Source organism: Streptomyces sp. ME19-01-6 (genome assembly GCF_033793745.1).
Lineage (GTDB): Bacteria > Actinomycetota > Actinomycetes > Streptomycetales > Streptomycetaceae > Streptomyces.
In genome coordinates this window covers 158,568-175,476 of record NZ_JARAXF010000012.1, presented here as the reverse complement: position 1 = coordinate 175,476, position 16,909 = coordinate 158,568, and the positions used below count along the sequence as shown (strand labels likewise).

Annotated in this window: 15 protein-coding genes and 1 pseudogene; 13 read left to right on the top strand and 3 right to left on the bottom strand. The window is 70.5% G+C overall.

Translation table 11 applies throughout. From position 1 onward, the window contains the following. Positions 1-5 precede the first annotated feature (5 nt). Positions 6-1,187, top strand: coding sequence for an RNA-guided endonuclease TnpB family protein (locus PV419_RS26215; protein WP_319692844.1), 1,182 nt, complete (start codon positions 6-8; stop codon positions 1,185-1,187). 527 nt (positions 1,188-1,714) lie between these two features. Here PV419_RS26215 and rhaI read toward each other — a convergent pair. Continuing rightward, positions 1,715-2,875: an L-rhamnose isomerase gene (gene rhaI, locus PV419_RS26210; RefSeq protein WP_319692839.1), complete on the bottom strand. Its 1,161-nt coding sequence runs from the start codon at positions 2,873-2,875 to the stop codon at positions 1,715-1,717. Between the two features lie 312 nt (positions 2,876-3,187). Here rhaI and PV419_RS26205 point away from each other — a divergent pair, with 312 nt between their 5' ends. The 8 genes from PV419_RS26205 (at position 3,188) to PV419_RS26170 (ending at position 12,068) form a co-directional block, all read left to right on the top strand. Then, a complete protein-coding gene (locus tag PV419_RS26205) occupies positions 3,188-4,717 on the top strand; it encodes a sugar ABC transporter ATP-binding protein (RefSeq protein WP_319692835.1) in 1,530 nt (509 codons plus the stop codon). Next, complete coding sequence (locus PV419_RS26200) at positions 4,714-5,748, top strand: ABC transporter permease (RefSeq protein WP_319692826.1); 1,035 nt, start codon at positions 4,714-4,716, stop codon at positions 5,746-5,748. Before PV419_RS26205 ends, PV419_RS26200 begins: the two co-directional genes overlap by 4 nt. Next, positions 5,745-6,734, top strand: a complete 990-nt coding sequence (locus PV419_RS26195) for an ABC transporter permease (protein ID WP_319692822.1) — start codon at positions 5,745-5,747, stop codon at positions 6,732-6,734. Before PV419_RS26200 ends, PV419_RS26195 begins: the two co-directional genes overlap by 4 nt. A 41-nt stretch (positions 6,735-6,775) precedes the next feature. After that, the gene (rhaS, locus tag PV419_RS26190) at positions 6,776-7,867 is read left to right on the top strand and encodes a rhamnose ABC transporter substrate-binding protein (protein WP_319692815.1); all 1,092 of its coding nucleotides are present in this window, start codon (positions 6,776-6,778) and stop codon (positions 7,865-7,867) included. 12 nt (positions 7,868-7,879) lie between these two features. Next, positions 7,880-8,200 carry an L-rhamnose mutarotase gene (locus PV419_RS26185; protein WP_319692805.1) on the top strand — a complete coding sequence of 107 codons (321 nt, stop codon included), beginning with the start codon at positions 7,880-7,882 and terminating at the stop codon, positions 8,198-8,200. Positions 8,201-8,278: 78 nt separating this feature from the next. Next, positions 8,279-9,703 (top strand): L-fucose/L-arabinose isomerase family protein, encoded by a 1,425-nt coding sequence (locus PV419_RS26180; protein ID WP_319692799.1) that lies wholly within the window; start codon positions 8,279-8,281, stop codon positions 9,701-9,703. Continuing rightward, on the top strand, positions 9,703-10,725 hold the full coding sequence (locus PV419_RS26175; RefSeq protein WP_319692794.1) for a LacI family DNA-binding transcriptional regulator: 1,023 nt from the start codon (positions 9,703-9,705) through the stop codon (positions 10,723-10,725). Before PV419_RS26180 ends, PV419_RS26175 begins: the two co-directional genes overlap by 1 nt. A 311-nt stretch (positions 10,726-11,036) precedes the next feature. Continuing rightward, positions 11,037-12,068 carry a LacI family DNA-binding transcriptional regulator gene (locus tag PV419_RS26170; protein WP_319692790.1) on the top strand — a complete coding sequence of 344 codons (1,032 nt, stop codon included), beginning with the start codon at positions 11,037-11,039 and terminating at the stop codon, positions 12,066-12,068. Between the two features lie 22 nt (positions 12,069-12,090). On the opposite strand, the gene PV419_RS26165 is transcribed toward PV419_RS26170, so the two are convergent. Further along, entirely contained in the window at positions 12,091-13,224 is a 1,134-nt protein-coding gene (locus PV419_RS26165) for an NAD(P)-binding domain-containing protein (RefSeq protein ID WP_319693260.1), read from the bottom strand. 84 nt (positions 13,225-13,308) lie between these two features. On the opposite strand from PV419_RS26165, the gene PV419_RS26160 reads away from it, so the two are divergent. The 4 genes and pseudogenes from PV419_RS26160 (at position 13,309) to PV419_RS26150 (ending at position 15,754) form a co-directional block, all read left to right on the top strand. Beyond that, complete coding sequence (locus tag PV419_RS26160) at positions 13,309-14,247, top strand: hypothetical protein (RefSeq protein ID WP_319692784.1); 939 nt, start codon at positions 13,309-13,311, stop codon at positions 14,245-14,247. An 89-nt stretch (positions 14,248-14,336) separates the two neighbouring features. Then, positions 14,337-14,912 (top strand): hypothetical protein, encoded by a 576-nt coding sequence (locus PV419_RS26155; protein WP_319692782.1) that lies wholly within the window; start codon positions 14,337-14,339, stop codon positions 14,910-14,912. A 7-nt stretch (positions 14,913-14,919) separates the two neighbouring features. Next, a pseudogene (locus PV419_RS53375) lies at positions 14,920-14,997 on the top strand (DNA-binding response regulator); the annotation flags it as partial. Positions 14,998-15,115: 118 nt separating this feature from the next. Continuing rightward, a complete protein-coding gene (locus tag PV419_RS26150; protein WP_319692779.1) occupies positions 15,116-15,754 on the top strand; it encodes a hypothetical protein in 639 nt (212 codons plus the stop codon). 69 nt (positions 15,755-15,823) lie between these two features. On the opposite strand, the gene PV419_RS26145 is transcribed toward PV419_RS26150, so the two are convergent. Further along, on the bottom strand, positions 15,824-16,858 hold the full coding sequence (locus PV419_RS26145; RefSeq protein WP_319692777.1) for an ABC transporter substrate-binding protein: 1,035 nt from the start codon (positions 16,856-16,858) through the stop codon (positions 15,824-15,826). Positions 16,859-16,909: the final 51 nt, after the last annotated feature.

The following is a 16,909-nucleotide window of genomic DNA, read 5'->3' as shown; positions in this document are numbered from 1 at the left end:
GACCGGTGTCTGCTTTCAAGTACCGCTTCTATCCGACCGATGCGCAGGCAGCCGAGCTGTCGCGCACGTTCGGGTGCGTGCGGAAGGTCTACAACCTCGCGCTTGCGGCGCGCACGGAGGCGTGGACGCTGCGGCAGGAGCGGGTCAACTACAACGCCACGTCGGCGATGCTGACCGCGTGGAAGAAGACCGGGGAACTCGCGTACCTCAACGAAGTCTCCTCCGTCCCGCTCCAGCAGGCCCTGCGTCACCTTCAGACGGCGTTCACCAACTTCTTCGCCAAGCGGGCCAAGTACCCGCGGTTCAAGCCGCGGAAGACGTCCCGGAAGTTTGCCGAGTGCACCACCAGCGCTTTCCGGTTCCGTGACGGCATGCTGACCCTGGCGAAGATGGCGGACCCGCTCGACATCGTGTGGTCCCGTCCCCTGCCGAAGGACGCGCAGCCGTCCACGGTGACGGTGTCGCAGGACGCGGCCGGACGCTGGTACGTGTCCCTTCTGTGCGAGGACCCGTCCGTGCGGCCGCTCTCCGACAATGGGAGCGCTGTCGGCGTGGACGCCGGACTGGACCACCTGCTGACCCTGTCCACCGGCGAGAAGATCACCAACCCCCGGCATGAGCGGCGCGACCGCGCACGTCTCGCCAAGGCACAGCGGAATCTGTCCCGTAAGGCCAGGGGAGACGGTGCGAACCGGGCCAAGGCCCGCCGGAAGGTGGCCCGTATCCACGCGCGCATCGCCGACCGGCGACGCGACAACCTGCACAAGATCACCACTCGGCTCGTTCGTGAAAACCAAACGATCGTGATCGAGGACCTCACCGTTCGGAACCTGCTGAAGAACGGCAAACTCGCCCGTGCCATCTCCGACGCGGCGTGGAGCGAGTTCCGCAGCATGCTGGAGTACAAGGCAGCCTGGTACGGCCGCGAAGTGATCGCGGTCGACCGCTGGTTCCCCTCCTCCAGGCTGTGCTCGAACTGCGGGGCTTTGCAGGACAAGATGCAGCTCAACGTCCGCACGTGGACGTGCGACTGCGGCATCACCCACGACCGCGATGTGAACGCGGCAAAGAACCTCAAGGCCGCCGGGCTGGCGGTGTCGGCCTGTGGAGCCGGTGTAAGACCTCAACGGAGCACTCCGGGCGGGCAGTCGGCGATGAAACAGGAACCCCTACGACGCGAGCTGTAGGAATCCCCCTCCTTCAGGAGGGGGAGGAAGTCAAGTTCTTCCTCTTCGTGTGTTGTGTTGGTGAAGTCGGCCAATCCATCGAACGGGCCCATTCCTGGAGGGAATGGGCCCTCACGGTTCCGCCTCGCCCCTCCCGGGAGCGCGGGGCGGCAGCCCGATGCGAGGCGGGGCCTCGCTGTTCCCGCCCCACCAGGCGGGCTCGCCCCGACTTGGGCGCGTCCGCTGGCCGGCTGGTGCGCCTCCGGCCAGGGAAACCGGCCGGGGGCGTGATCGCTGCCCCGCTGTCCAAGCCGTTGCGGGGCCTGGGTATCCACTCCGTTGCCGGGGCCGACAGGGCGGCGGAGCCCCCGGGCCCGCCCGCGGCGGGCGGGGCGTCGGCATCCGCCCCACCGTCGTCGCACGCCCCGGCCCGGCCTTGGGCCCTCTCAGCGGTAGCCGAGCAGCCCGGCCCCCTGGGGCGGAGCCCCGGGAACCCGCCGCGCCGCGCGGCGGAGCCGCGGCGGCGATGCGACACCGCGCCGGAGGCGCTACGCGCCCCAGCCCGCCTGCGTTCCGCCCACCCGATCCGCCACGATCTTCTCCGCCCATCCGGAGGCCTTGTACGCCGCCATCGGATCGGGGTCGATCTCCAGCTCCTCGCGGACTTCCGCCAGCAGCGGCCGCACGTCGGTGTTGTAGGCGTCCATCAGCACCGCGTTGGCGCCGAGGACGTCTCCCGACGTCTGCGCGGCGGCCAGCGCGTCCGGGTCGACCAGCAGGGCCTTCGCCGTCGCCTCCTGCACGTTCATCACCGACCGGATGATCGCCGGGATCTTCGGCTCGATGTTGTGGCACTGGTCCAGCATGAACGCGATGCCCGAGTCCAGGCCGCCGCCGCGGACCACCTCGTACATGATCCGGAAGAGCTGAAAGGGGTCCGCCGCGCCCACCATGAGGTCGTCGTCCGCGTAGAAGCGGGAGTTGAAGTCGAACGCGCCGAGCTTCCCCTCCCGCAGCAGCAGCGCGACGATGAACTCGATGTTCGTGCCGGGCGCGTGGTGGCCGGTGTCCACGCAGACCTGGGCCTTGGGGCCGAGCTTGAGGCAGTGGGCGTAGGCGGTGCCCCAGTCGGGGACGTCGGTGGTGTAGAAGGCGGGCTCGAAGAACTTGTACTCCAGCAGCAGCCGTTGGTCGTCGCCCAGTCGCTCGTAGACGGCCTGCAGGGCCTCGGCGAGCCGGTCCTGGCGGGCGGCGATGTCGTCCTGGCCGGGGTAGTTGGTGCCGTCGGAGAACCAGAGCTTGAGGTCGCGGGAGCCCGTCGCGTCCATGATGTCGACGCATTCCATGAGGTGGGCGAGCGCCTTGCCGCGGATCTCGGGGTCGGGGTTGGTGACCGAGCCGAGCTTGTAGTCGTCGTCCTGGAAGACGTTGGAGTTGATCGCGCCGAGCCTCAGCCCGCGCTCCTCCGCGTGCTTGGCGAGCCCCGCGTAGTCGTCCACCTTGTCCCAGGGGATGTGCAGGGCGACGGTGGGAGCCACCCCGGTGAAGGCGTGTACCTGGGCGGCGTCGTCGAGCTTCTCCTGCGGGGTGCGTGGGACACCGGGCTGGGCGAAGACCTTGAAGCGGGTTCCAGAGTTGCCGTACGCCCATGACGGCGTCTCGATGGCCTGGGTCTTGAGGGCCGCCTTCACGGCCGAAACGTCAGACATGCGTCTCCTCGAGGGCAACTATGAAACGATTCAACAGACGCTAGCCCTGTGGGTGGCGGGCGTCAAGAAGCGGTGCGGCCCCGAGCTCGGGGTCGCTGACATGGAAAAACGATTCAATGCAGAAGCGTCTGGACCGTAGGTCCACCGCCGTAGGCGCGTCAAGAGGCGACTACAACGACTTGGTTTACCTGCGCATACCCCCTTGACGGTCGCAAATCGCCGGGCTAGCTTCCCGACACCGACTTTGAAACATTTCATTTCCCCCTCGGCCGGAAGGCCACTCTGGCAGGGAAGCAAGGAGAAACCGACACCGTGAGCCAGGCTGTTTCGACCGGAGTTCCGGTCCTCGCCCTCAAGGGGGTGAACAAATCCTTCGGTGCTGTCCGGGCCTTGCGGGACGTCTCCCTCGAGCTGTTCCCGGGCGAGGCGCACGCCCTCGCCGGCGAGAACGGCGCCGGCAAGTCGACGCTCATCAAGACGCTCGCCGGGGTGCACCGCCCCGACGCCGGGCAGGTGCTGCTCGAGGGCGAACCGGTGGTCTTCCACGGCCCCGCCGACGCCCGTGACGTGGGCATCGCCGTCATCTACCAGGAGCCCACGCTCTTCCCCGACCTGTCGATCGCCGAGAACATCTTCATGGGCCGCCAGCCCCGGCGGCGGCTCGGCCGGATCGACCACAAGGCGGTGCGCGGCGCGACGGCCGCGCTGATGGGGCGGCTCGGGGTGGCCCTGGACCCTGACCGGCCCGCCCGCGGGCTGTCCATCGCCGACCAGCAGATCGTGGAGATCGCCAAGGCGCTCTCCTTCGACGCCCGGGTGCTGATCATGGATGAGCCGACCGCCGCCCTCACCGGCAGCGAGACCGCCCGGCTCTTCTCGGTCGTCGAGGCCTTGCGCGCCGAGGGCGCGGCCGTGCTGTTCATCTCGCACCGGCTGGAGGAGATCTTCCGCCTCTGCCAGCGGGTGACCACCCTGCGGGACGGCCGTTGGGTGGCCTCCGAGCCGCTGGAGGGCCTGACCGAGGACGACCTGGTGCGCCGCATGGTGGGCCGGGACCTGGACGAGCTGTATCCCAAGCAGGACACGCGGGTCGGCGAGACGGCACTGTCGGTGCGGCGGCTGACCCGCGAGGGCGTGTTCCGGGACGTGTCCTTCGATGTGCGCCGGGGCGAGATCGTCGCGCTGGCCGGGCTGGTCGGCGCGGGCCGCACCGAGGTGGCACAGGCCGTCTTCGGGGTCGACCGGGCGGACGCGGGCGAGGTGCGGGTGGCCGGGAAGCAGCTGCGGCCCGGCTCGCCGACCGCCGCGATGGCCGCCGGGCTCGCGCTCGTACCCGAGGACCGGCGCCAGCGCGGCCTGGTCATGGAGATGTCCATCGAGCGGAACATCGGCCTGACGGGACTGGACCGGATCAGCGGCAAGGGGCTCGTCAAGCGGGCCCTGGAGCGCGGCCGGGCCACCGACTGGGCCGCCCGGCTGCAGCTCAAGTACGGCAAGCTGAGCGACCACGTCGGCGTGTTGTCCGGCGGCAACCAGCAGAAGGTCGTGCTCGCCAAGTGGCTGGCCACCGACCCGGCGGTGCTCATCGTCGACGAGCCGACGCGCGGCATCGACGTCGGCACGAAGGCCGAGGTGCACCGGCTGCTGTCGTCGCTGGCCGCCGAGGGGCTCGCGGTGCTGATGATCTCCTCCGACCTGCCCGAGGTGCTGGGCATGGCCGACCGGGTCCTGGTGATGCACGAGGGCCGCCTGGTCGCGGAGATCCCGCGCGCCGAGGCCACCGAGGAGTCCGTCATGGCCGCCGCGACCGGCCGTACCGGCAAGGGAAGGGCTGCGGCATGACGGCCACCATCGAAAAGCCCACGGCCCAGGCCGAGGCGGGCCGCTCCGCGCGCTCGCTGGTCGACACCGTATTCCGGGCCCGCGAGATCAGCATCGCCGGCGCCCTGGTGCTCCTGGTGCTCTTCACCTGGATCGCCGAGCCCCGCTTCCTGAACGACCAGGGCGTCAAGGACCTGCTGCTCAACGCGGCGATCCTGGTGCTGCTCGCCGTAGGGCAGTCCGTGGTCGTGGTCACCCGCAACATCGACCTGTCGGTGGGCTCCGTGGTGGGGCTCTCCGCCTTCGCCTGCGGCAAGTTCGTCTCCGGCACGGACCACAGCTCGCTGCTGGTGGCCCTGCTCGGCATCGCGGTCGGCGCGGCCTGCGGCCTGGTCAGCGGCGCACTCGTCAGCTTCGGCAAGGTGCCGGCGCTGGTGGTGACCCTTGGGATGCTCTACATCATCCAGGGCATCGACTACTGGTGGGCCGAGGGCGAGCAGATCAACGCCGCGGATGTGCCGCAGCCCGTGCTGGACCTCGGCAGCGGCAGCGTGCTGGGCATCCCGTATCTGCCACTGATCTCCTTCGCCGTGCTCGCCGCGACCGCGTACTTCCTGCGCACCTACCGCAGCGGCCGCGAGCTGTACGCCATCGGCTCCAGCCCGGAGGCCGCCCGGCTGGCCGGGGTGCCGATCCGCCGCCGGGTGCTGGGCGCGTACGTCTTCTCCGGCGCCGTCGCCGGCTTCGCGGGCGCGCTGTGGCTGGCCCGCTTCGGCACCGTCGTCGCGGACAACGCGCACGGCTGGGAGCTGACCGTGGTCAGCGCGGTCGTGGTCGGCGGTGTCGCCATCGTCGGCGGCGTCGGCACCGTGTGGGGTGCGGCGCTGGGCGCGCTGCTGCTCACCACCATCGGCAGCGCCCTGTCCGTCCTGAAGGTCGACTCCTTCTGGGAGGACGCCATCTCCGGCGCCCTGCTGCTGGCGGCGATCAGTGTGGACCGGATCGTCAATGTGCGCATGACCCGTGCGCTGAGGAAGAGGAGCGCCCGATGAGTTGGCTGCGCGGCGGGCTGCGCTGGGACACCGCGGTCGGCGTGCTGCTGGTGGCGGTCTTCGTCACGGGCCTCGGCACCACCGACGGCTTCGCGAGCCACGACAACCTGGCCTTCGCCTTCAACGACATCGCCGAGGTCGCGCTGATGGCGCTGCCCATGACGCTGCTGGTGGTGGCGGGGCAGGTGGATCTGTCGGTGGCCTCGATGCTGGGGCTGAGCAGCGCCCTCACCGGGCAGCTGTGGAACTCCGGCTGGGCGTTCGAGACGATCGTTCCCGTGGTGCTGCTGGTCGGCGTGGCCGGCGGCCTGCTCAACGGCTGGCTGGTCACCAAGGTCGGGCTGCCCTCGCTCGCCGTCACCATCGGCACCCTCGCCCTCTACCGCGGGCTGGCCTCCGTGGTGCTCGGCTCCAACGCCATCACCGACTTCCCCGAGAACTACGCCAAGTGGGCGGTGGACACCACCACCATCCCCGGCACCTTCATCACCTACCCGGTGGCGCTGTTCCTCGTGCTGGCCGTCGTCGCCGCGGTGGTGCTCCACGCCACGGGCCTGGGCCGGTCGCTGTTCGCCATCGGCGCCCAGGAGGACGCCGCGTACTTCGCCGGCATCCGCGTCAAGCGCATCAAGCTCGCGCTGTTCGTCGTCACCGGGCTCGTCTCCAGCTTCGCGGGCGTGGTGTTCACCCTCCGCTACGGCAGCGCCCGCGCCGACAACGGCCAGGGCTTCGAGATGCTGGTCATCGCCTCCGTCCTGCTCGGCGGCATCGACTTCGACGGCGGGAAGGGCACCCTCTTCGGCGCGGTCGCCGGAGTGCTGCTCATCGGCATCCTGAAAAACCTGCTGACCCTCAACGACGTGGCCAACGAGGTCCAGGTGATCGTCACCGGACTGCTGCTGGTGGCCTCCGTCCTCACCCCCCGTCTGATCTCCACCGTCAGCGAATGGCGCCACCGGAGAGCCGCCGCCACCCCCTCGGGCTGACGCGCCGCCGACCCACGCCTCATTTCTCGAAAGGTCTCCCCATGTTCCTCCGTACGTCCTCCGGGCGCCGCGCCGCGGCCTCCGTCGCCGCGGCCTGTGCCCTGGCCGTCACCCTCGCCGGATGCGGCGGCACCACCAAGAAGGACTCCTCCGACGACAACAGCGGCGGCGCCAAGGCCGTCGACGCGAAGGCCAACCCCGACGCCCCGCTGAAGAAGGGGCTCAAGCTCGCCTTCCTGCCCAAGCAGATCAACAACCCGTACGAGAAGATCGTCGACGACGCGGGCATCGAGGCCGCCGGGGAGTTCGGCGGCAAGGGCAAGGAGGTCGGCCCCTCCGACGCCAGCGCCTCCTCCCAGGTGTCGTACATCAACACCCTCATCCAGCAGCGGCAGGACGCCATCCTCATCGCCGCCAACGACCCCAATGCGGTCTGCGGCCCGCTCAAGCAGGCCATGAAGAAGGACATCAAGGTCGTCGCGTACGACTCCGACACGGCCAAGGAATGCCGCCAGCTGTTCATCAACCAGGCCAGCTCGGAGGAGATCGGCCGCAGCCAGGTCCAGCACATCGCGAAGCAGCTCAACTACAAGGGCGAGATAGCCATTCTCTCGGCCACCCAGAACGCGACCAACCAGAACACCTGGATCGAGTTCATGAAGGACGAGCTGAAGAAGCCCAAGTACAAGAACATGAAGCTGGTCAAGACGGCCTACGGGGACGACGACGACCAGAAGTCCTTCCAGGAGACCCAGGGCCTGCTCAAGGCCTACCCGAACCTGAAGGGCATCATCTCGCCCACCACGGTCGGCATCGCGGCCGCCGCCCGCTACATCAGCGACTCCTCGTACAAGGGCAAGGTCGTCATCAACGGCCTCGGCACGCCCAACCAGATGCGCAAGTACGTCAAGGACGGCACGGTCGAGCAGTTCTCCCTGTGGGACCCGAAGAAGCTCGGCTACCTCGGCTCCTACGCGGCCGCGGCGCTGGCGTCCGGGCAGATCACCGGCGCGGAGGGGGAGAAGTTCAAGGCCGGCAAGCTCGGCGAGTACACGATCGGCAAGGACGGCGAGGTCATCCTCGGCCCGCCCACCGTCTTCAACAAGGACAACATCGACGACTTCGACTTCTGAGGCGGCCCTGGCATGCAGCGCGTCTGTTTTCTGCTGAAGGTCCGCCAGGACCGGCTCGACGAATACCGCGAGCGCCACGCGGCCGTCTGGCCCGAGATGCTCGACGCACTCTCCGCCACCGGCTGGCACAACTACTCGCTCTTCCTGCGCGAGGACGGCCTGCTGGTCGGCTACCTGGAGACGGAGGACTTCGCGGCGGCCCAGGCGGCCATGGCGGAGACGGACGTCAATGCCAGGTGGCAGGCGGAGATGGCGGAGTTCTTCGAGGCGCTGGACGGCGCGAAGCCCGATGAGGCGATGAAGCCGCTGACCGAGGTCTTCCACCTCGCCTGACCCCGGGAGGGGCGGGCCGGGGAAACACCCTGGCCCGCCCCTCCGATCGCACCAGGAAAGGAACGTGAGAGATCCACCATGACCGCACGTCTCCCCGCCGTCGCGCGCAAGCCGAAGATCGGACTGGTCGCGGGAGGACTCGGGGCCTACTGGCCCCAGTTCCCCGATCTGCTCCCGCAGCTGCGCCGCTCCGCGGCCCGGGTCACCGAGCGCATGCGGGAGTTCGACGCCGAGGTCGTCGACGTGGGCTTCATCTCCGACGCCCAGGAGGGCGCGGCGGCCGCCGAGAAGCTCCGCGCGGCCGACTGCGACCTGATCGTCGGCTTTCTCACCACCTATATGACCGCCACCATGCTGGTGCCCATCGCCCAGCGCAGTGGCGCCCCCGTGCTGCTGATCAACCTCCAGCCCACCGAGGCCATGGACCACGCGTCCTTCGACACCGGCGCCTGGCTCGCCTACTGCGGCGCGTGTCCGCTGCCCGAGATGGCGAACGCCTTCGAGCGGGTCGGCGTCCCCTTCCGCTCGGTGTCCGGATACCTGGAGGACCAGCGTGCCTGGGACCGCATCGGCCGCTGGATCCGGGCCGCCGGGGTGCGGTCCGTCCTGCGCCACGGCCGCCACGGGCTGATGGGACACCTCTACCCGGGGATGTACGACGTGTCCACCGACCTCACCATGGTCACCGGCAACCTCGGCGGCCATGTCGAGGTCCTGGAGTTCGACGATCTGCGGGTGCGGGTCCAGCAGGTCAAGGACGACGAGGTGACGGCGAAGCTGGCCGAGACCCGTGAGGTGTTCGAGCTCGCCGACTCCGTCGTGGAGGAGGACCTGGCCTGGGCGGCGCGGGTGTCCGTCGGCCTGGACCGGCTGGTGGCCGACTTCGACCTGGACTCGCTCGCGTACTACCACCGGGGCCTGGACGGTGAGATCCACGAGAAGCTGGGCGCGGGCATGATCCTCGGCTCGTCGCTGCTCACCGCCCGCGGCGTCCCGGCGGCCGGCGAGTACGAGCTGCGCACCTCCCTGGCCATGCTGATCTGCGACCGGTTCGGCGCGGGCGGCTCCTTCACCGAGCTGCAGGCGCTGAACTTCCGGGACGCGGTGGTGGAGATGGGCCACGACGGGCCCGGCCACCTGGCCATCAGCGAGCGCAAGCCGCTGCTGCGCGGCCTCGGTGTCTACCACGGCAAGCGCGGCTGGGGCGTGTCCGTCGAGTTCGACGTACGGCACGGCCCGGTCACTCTCGTCGGCCTCGGGCAGACCCGGGACGGCCGCTACAAGATCGTCGCCTCCGAGGGCGAGGTGGTCGGCGGTCCACTGCTGGAGATCGGCAACACCACCTCCCGTGTCGACTTCGGCTGCGACCCGGGGGAGTGGACCGACGCCTGGAGCGCCAGCGGGGTCGCCCACCACTGGGCGCTCGCCACCGGCCGGCTGCTGCCCGAGCTGCGCGCCCTGGCCGACCTCACCGGCCTGGAACTTGTGGAAGTCGCGGCTTGATGGCACGGCCGGTGGGCATCAAGGAGGTGGCCCGCCAGGCAGGGGTCTCCGTCGGCACGGTCTCCAACGTCATCAACCGTCCGGAGTCGGTGTCGGAGGAGACCCGGGCCCGGGTCCTCGCCACCATCGAGCGGCTGGGCTATGTGCGCAGCGAGTCGGCGCGGCAGTTGCGGGCGGGCCGTAGCCGGATCATTTCACTGCTGGTGCTGGACATGGCCAATCCGTTCTTCGTGGATGTGGCCAGTGGCGCGGAGCGGGCGGCGCGTGAGGCGGGGCTCGGGGTGATGGTGTGCAACAGCGCGCAGAGCCCCGACGAGGAGGCCGAGTATCTGGCGCTCTTCTCCGAGCAGCGAGTACGCGGCGTCCTGGTCACCCCCGCCGACATCACCGGGCGCAACCTGGAGTCGTTCCGGCGGCACGGCATCCCGTTCGTCTTCCTCGACCGGGTGGTGCCCAGCGCGGAGGGCTGCTCGGTCTCGGTCGACGATGTCACCGGCGGCGCGCTCGCCGCCCGCCACCTCCTCGACCAGGGCCACCGCTCCATCGCGTATGTCAGCGGCCCCATGCAACTGGCCCAGTGCCACGACCGCCGCACCGGCGCGGTGCGGGCCCTGCGCGAGGCGGGCCTGGACGACGACGCGCTGCGCCATGTCGAGGTCGAGCGGCTGGATGTGGCGGCGGGGCGGGACGCGGGGGCGCGGCTGCTGGGGATGTCGCCGCGGCCCACCGCCGTCTTCTGCGCCAACGACCTGCTGGCGCTGGGGGTGTTGCAGGCGCTGTACGGGGCGGGGGTGTCGGTGCCGGGGGACGTGGCGCTGGTGGGCTACGACGACATCGAGTTCGCGGCGGCGGCCGCGGTGCCGCTGACGTCCGTACGGCAGCCGGCGTTCCGGATGGGTCGTACGGCGGCGGAGCTGCTGATCGAGGAGACGGGGGAGGCGGCCGACGCACACCGGCATCAGCGGATCGTGCTGCAGCCCGAGCTCGTGGTCCGCGGCTCGAGCCTGGCGCGGTTGCGCTGACGCCCACGCGGCCGCCCTGGCGCTCCGGCCTGCAATCCGACTACTTCACGGCGCAGCGCGGCGGCGACAGCCCCGCCGACGTCATGTTCCAGAGCGTCAGCGGCTCATGCGTGAGCGACAGCGCCAACACCTCGGGGGCGCGTTGCGGGTGAGCGCGAGCGGCTTCACCCAGGCCTGCCCGTAAGGGGAGAGCCGCCCGCAGGGGGGACCTGCCCCCGGAGCGCGGGAGGAACCCGCCCCGGACGCCATAGCATGGGTCCCGCGGCCGCCACCGGCCGCGGGAAGGCGGGCGGTCGAAGGTCGTGGGACGCATGGTAGGGATCAAGGACGTCGCGCGGCAGGCGGGCGTGTCCGTCGGCACGGTCTCAAACGTGATCAACCGACCGGACATGGTCGCCGAGGCCACCCGCGACCGGGTGCACGCCGCGATCGAGCGGCTGGGCTATGTGCGCAGCGAGTCGGCGCGGCAGTTGCGGGCGGGCCGTAGCCGGATCATTTCGCTGCTGGTGCTGGACATGGCCAATCCGTTCTTCGTGGCTGTGGCCAGTGGCGCGGAGCGGGCGGCGCGTGAGGCGGGGCTCGGGGTGATGGTGTGCAACAGCGCGCAGAGCCCCGATGAGGAGGCCGACTACCTCTCCCTGTTCGCCGAGCACCGGGTACGTGGCGTGCTGGTGACCCCGGCCGACGCGACCGGGCGCAATCTGCGCACCTTCCGGCGCCACGACATCCCGTACGTCTTCGTGGACCGCGAGGTGCCGGACGTCGAGGCCTGCTCGGTGTCCGTGGACGACGTCGAGGGCGGCGCCCTCGCCGGCCGCCACCTGCTCGCCCAGGGACACCGCGCCCTGGTCTACATCAGCGGCCCGATGCACCTGCCGCAGTGCCAGGACCGGCACAAGGGCGTGCTCAGCGCGCTCGTCGAGGAGAACATGTCGCCCGACGAACTGGTCCACATCGAGGCCGAGCGGCTGGATGTGGCGGCGGGGCGGGACGCGGGGGCACGGCTGCTGGGGATGTCGCCGCGGCCGACCGCCGTCTTCTGCGCCAACGACCTGCTGGCGCTGGGGGTGTTGCAGGCGCTCTTCGCGGCCGGGGTGTCGGTGCCGGGGGACGTGGCGCTGGTGGGCTACGACGACATCGAGTTCGCGGCGGCGGCCGCGGTGCCGCTCACGTCCGTACGGCAGCCGGCGTTCCGGATGGGGCGTACGGCGGCGGAGCTGCTGATCGAGGAGACCGGCGAGGACGCCGACGCACACCAGCACCGGTGCATCGTCCTGCAGCCGGAGCTCGTGGTCCGCGACTCGACCTTCGCGCTGGCCGGCCGCCCCGGACGCGGGGCGTAGGGCTTCTCAGCGCTGAGGCCGGCTAGACCGACGCGGCCGGCGCGGTGGCGCGCTCGGGGGCCGTGAGCAGCTCGCGGATCTCGTGTACGGCGGCCCGCCCGGCCCGGTTGGCGCCGACCGTGCTGGCCGACGGGCCGTAGCCGACCAGGTGGACGCGGGGGTCGCGGAGCGCCCGCGTCCCCTCGACGGCGATCCCGCCGCCCGGCTCGCGCAGCTTCAGCGGGGCGAGGTGGTCGATGGCGGCGCGAAAGCCGGTGGCCCACAGGATGACGTCGGCGTCCACGGCCCGCCCGTCCGCCCAGGCCACCCCGTCCGGGGTGATCCGCTCGAACATCGGCTGCCGGTCGAGCACCCCCTTCGCGCGGGCCCGCTGCATCGCCTCGGTCATCGGCAGCCCGGTCACGGACACCACGCTGAGCGGCGGCAGTCCCCGCCGCACCCGCTCCTCCACCATCGCCACGGCCGCCCGCCCCTGCTCCTCGCCGAAGGGCCCGGAGTGGAAGACGGGCGGCCGGCGCGTCACCCAGGTGGTCTCCGCAGCCACCTCGGCGATCTCCAGCAGATGCTGCACGCCGGAGGCCCCGCCCCCGACGACGATCACCCGCCGTCCCGTGAACGCCCCCGGCCCCGGGTACTGGGCGGTGTGCAGTTGCCGCCCCCGGAACGTGGCCTGCCCGGGGTAGCGGGGCCAGAAGGGGCGGTCCCAGGTGCCGGTCGCGTTGATCAGCGCGCGCGTGGACCACACCCCCGCCGAGCTCTCCACCCGAAGCCGCCCGCCGTCGCCCTCGCGCACCGCCGCGACATCGACCGGGCGCGCGATACGCAGGTCGAAGGTGGACTCATAGCGTGCGAAGTACTCCGTGATGACCTCGGACGACGGCCGCCCGTCGTCCGCGCCGGCCAGCCGCATGCCCGGCAGGTCGTACATCCCGTGCACCTTGCCGTACGTCAGCGACGGCCAGCGGAACTGCCACGCGCCACCGGGGCCGGGGGAGTGGTCGAGGGCCACGAAGCCGGTCCCCGGCTCGTACCCGGCCCGTCGCAGGTGGTAGGCGCTGGACAGGCCCGCCTGCCCGGCGCCGATCACCACGACGTCCACCTCGCGCACCGCAGCTATGTCGTTCACGCTTCTACTAACTACGGCCTGCGGCCGGATCTTCCCGCCGGTCCGCGTTCCTCGTCGACCATGGCGAGACGGTAGGGTCCGATCCCTTGGTGGGGCCTCTCGGGAGGGTGTTCGATGGTTTCGCAGGTATCGAAGCGCGCGCGGTGGTGGGCTGCCGTCCTTCTGGCCGCGGTGGCCGTGGCGGGCTGTGGCGCCGGCTCCGACGCGCCCTCGTCGCCGCGCCTGAAGGGGGTGCCGCAGGTCAAGGACGAGAAGGACCTGCCGGCCCTCCCGCTCGACCGCTACCGGCTCAGCACCGAGGAGAGCAGGCGGTTCGGCAAGGCGCAGCGCCTTCTCGCCCAGCGGTGCATGATCCGCCTCGGGTTCACCGACTTCCCCGCCGACCCCAAGCCTCCGGCCCCTTCCACCCCGGCAAGGACGTTGGTCATCACAGCCCTGCCGACACAGTTGGGCGCGTTCGACCTCGACCATGCCAAGCGGTGGGGCTACGGCTGGGAGCCGAGGCTCCGTAAGGCCTTGGAGCCGACCGGACGGGCGATGACCCAAGCGGAGTTCGCCGCCCTGTACGGCATGTCCAGCACCGGAGCCATACCGAGAGGGGGCAAGTCCCGCGAGCGGGGGTGCTCGGGGAAGGCGAACGAGCAACTGCTCAAGGGCGTCGCGGACTCCAGGCGCATGTGGACCTTTCCCACCGGGCGCGATACCGATCTGCGGAAGGCGGCGAAGAAGGACCGGCAGGTGCGCCGGGCCTTCGCCACCTGGTCGACGTGCGTCGTGGACAAGGGCGGCAAGCGGTTCGCGGATCCGATGGCCGCGTACAGCGACAAGGGGTGGCGGCGAGGCGAGGACGGCAACACCCCCCACACCCGGCGGGAGGTGGCCACGGCCGTCGCCGACGTCGAGTGCAAGCGGGAGCAGAACACCCTCGGCGTGTGGTGGGCCGCCCTTGACAAGCGTCAGCGCTCCGACATCGAGCGGAACAAGCACGAGTACGCGTTGGTGCGCGGCGATCTGGACGTGCTGAGGGGCAACATACGAAAGGCTCTCGGCTGACCGGCATCCAGCTCCGCCGTCCGGGGGAGAACGGAGATGGGTCACGTCGGCGATGTGCGGCAACACCCGTCGCCATGATGATCGTCGGCATGGGTAGATCCTTCGCTTTCATTGCCGCCCCGCTCCTGGTCACCGTCTACGCGGTCATCCGCATCCTGGACGGTCTGGACGGCGAGCGCGGCCCCGGTCTCGCCTGGATGACCGGTTACTTGGCCTTCCTCGCCGCGTTGTTGCTGTTCGTCCCGGTGTTCCTGGACCTGCGACGGCTGGCAGGCGGTGGCGCGTTCGCTACGTGGACGGTCGCCGCCGCCCTCGCCGGCACCGCCTGCACCGTGGTCCAGATCTCCGTCGACATCGTCATCGGGGCGTTGGCCGCCGACCACGACGACATGCGGGCGATGTTCTCCGACGTCAGCAAGGTCCCCGGGATGGACATCGTCGTCTACACGGTCGGACCGGTGCTGTTCTTTCTCGGCCTGGCCGTCGTGTTCTGCCGGCTCGCGGTGGTCCGGGCCGTTTCGGTATGGCGGGCGGCGCCCGTCGTGACTGGAGCGCTGATACTGCCGGCCGGGCCCGATCTGCTGCCGGTCGCGGGCGCGTTGCTGTTCGCCGGGCTGGCGCCGTTCGCCCGTCGCGTGGCCCGTGGCGCCACGGCACACGCCTGAGGTCCCGATCCTCACCAGGCTCGGGCTCCGCGACCGCGTCCAAGCCGTGATCGCCGCGTACGAGACGGGGATTGTGATCCCAGGCCGTTTTAGCGGTCACCAGGAAAGGGGACATGGGCCGCTAGCGCAGACGGCGGACGAAGACGCGCCGGGTGCAGCAGCCCGCGCTGGACGGGCGCGTACCCGGTCCGGAACGTCAGCCGATGGCCTCCGGCTCGCTCGTCGCGCTGTCCTCGGGGGTGTCCGTGACGGAGGGGCCGGGCGAGGCGGACGCGGAGGGGGTCGCCTTCGGCGGCGCCGAGGACGATGACGAAGACGACGCCGAAGACGACGCCGAAGTCGAGGCCGAGGACCTGCCGGACGGCCCGGAGGCGCGGCGTGACGTCGTCGTGGTGGCTGTGGCCGAGGAGGAGGCCCGCCCGCTCGCCGTGGACGTGGATTTCTTGGCGGAGGGCGACGGCCGGGCCGCGGGCACGGTGACCGCGGCGCCGCTCGTGGAGGTCGACGGTTCGCGGGACGGCGTGGAAGACGTCGAATTCCCTTTGCCGGAGCGGCCCTTATTGGACTGCCCGTTTTCCTTGGAAGTCGTCGAGCTTCCCGGGATCAGCGTCTCGGGGGCGAAGGGAGTGCCGCCCATGAAGGCCGCCGCGAGTACTGTGGCGTATCCGAGGAACGTGATTCCCGCGACCACGCCGGCCCGCCGCAACAGGCGGCCCCTGCGGCCCGAGGAATCGACGAATACGGGCCCCTCGGGGCCGGCGGTACGGACACGGCGACGGGCACGCCGAGCGGGATCGGCGCGCCCCTCCGCCACGGGCTGCGACTTCATGACGGCACGTTAACAGAATTCTTCCCGGATAAAGCTATGGCCTTTCTTTGGCGGGCGAATTCCGAATTCTCATTTTGTCGGCTCAGCCTTTTCCGTAACTGCGCGGCGCCGAGGTGGAGGGCGGCAGGCCGTCGTTGAACCGGGTGTCGACGTAATCGGCGAAGTCGAAGCGGCGCGGGATCAGTTTCAGCTCGGCGAAGGTGTCCGCGATCTTCTGTTCCGAGGCCACGGCGGTCTTGTCGACCGCCACATACACCCGGGTGCCGTTGGTCCGCTTCACCGAGTCCAGCGCCACCTCGTACGGCAGCCCGGTCTCCTTCGCCCAGACCTTGGCCCACGCGTCCGGGTGCTTGTAGACCCAGTCCTGGGCGCGGCGCAGCCGCTTGAGGTAGTCGCCGATCGCCTTGGCCTTCTTCTTGTCGTCGAGCGAGGAGGGGTTGGCGACCTGGAAGTTGAGGCCGTTGACCACGCCCTGGCCGGTGGTGAGGGTGCGGGCGTCCGCCGAGCGCAGGGCCTGCGAGGTGTACGGGTCCCAGATGGCCCAGGCGTCCACCTTGCCGCGGGTGAAGGCCGCGAGCGCGTCGGCGGGCTGCAGGAAGGTGACCTTGACGTCCTTGATCGACAGTCCGGCCTTCGCGAGGGAGGCGATGAGCTGATAGTGCGCCGAGCTGCCCTGTGCGACGGCCACCGACTTGCCCTTGAGGTCGGCGACCTTCTTCAGCGGCGAGCCCTTCTTCACCAGGATCGTCTCGCCGTCGGAGGTGCCGTGTTTGGCGGCCACCACCTTGATCTTGGAGTTGGCGGCCGCGGCGAAGACCGGCGGGGTGTTGCCCACGCCGCCGATGTCCACCGCCTTGGCGCTCACCGCCTCCAGGATCGGCGGACCGGAGGTGAAGGTCGACCACCGGATCTTGTACGGCAGGTCGTCCAGCTCGCCGGCGGCGCGCAGCACCGCCTCGTCGTTGCCCTTCTGATCGCCGACCCGCAAGGTGACGTCGCCCTTGCCGTCGGTGTACGAGCCCGCACCGCCCGAGTCGTCGGCGGACGACGCGGCGGTGCAGGCGGCCAGCAGAAGGGCGAGGGGGAGGAGCAGGGCCGGGGCGATGCGCCGTCTCATATCGGCAGATCCGTTCGTGAGGGTGGTTCGGATGGTGCGGGTTGTGGCCTG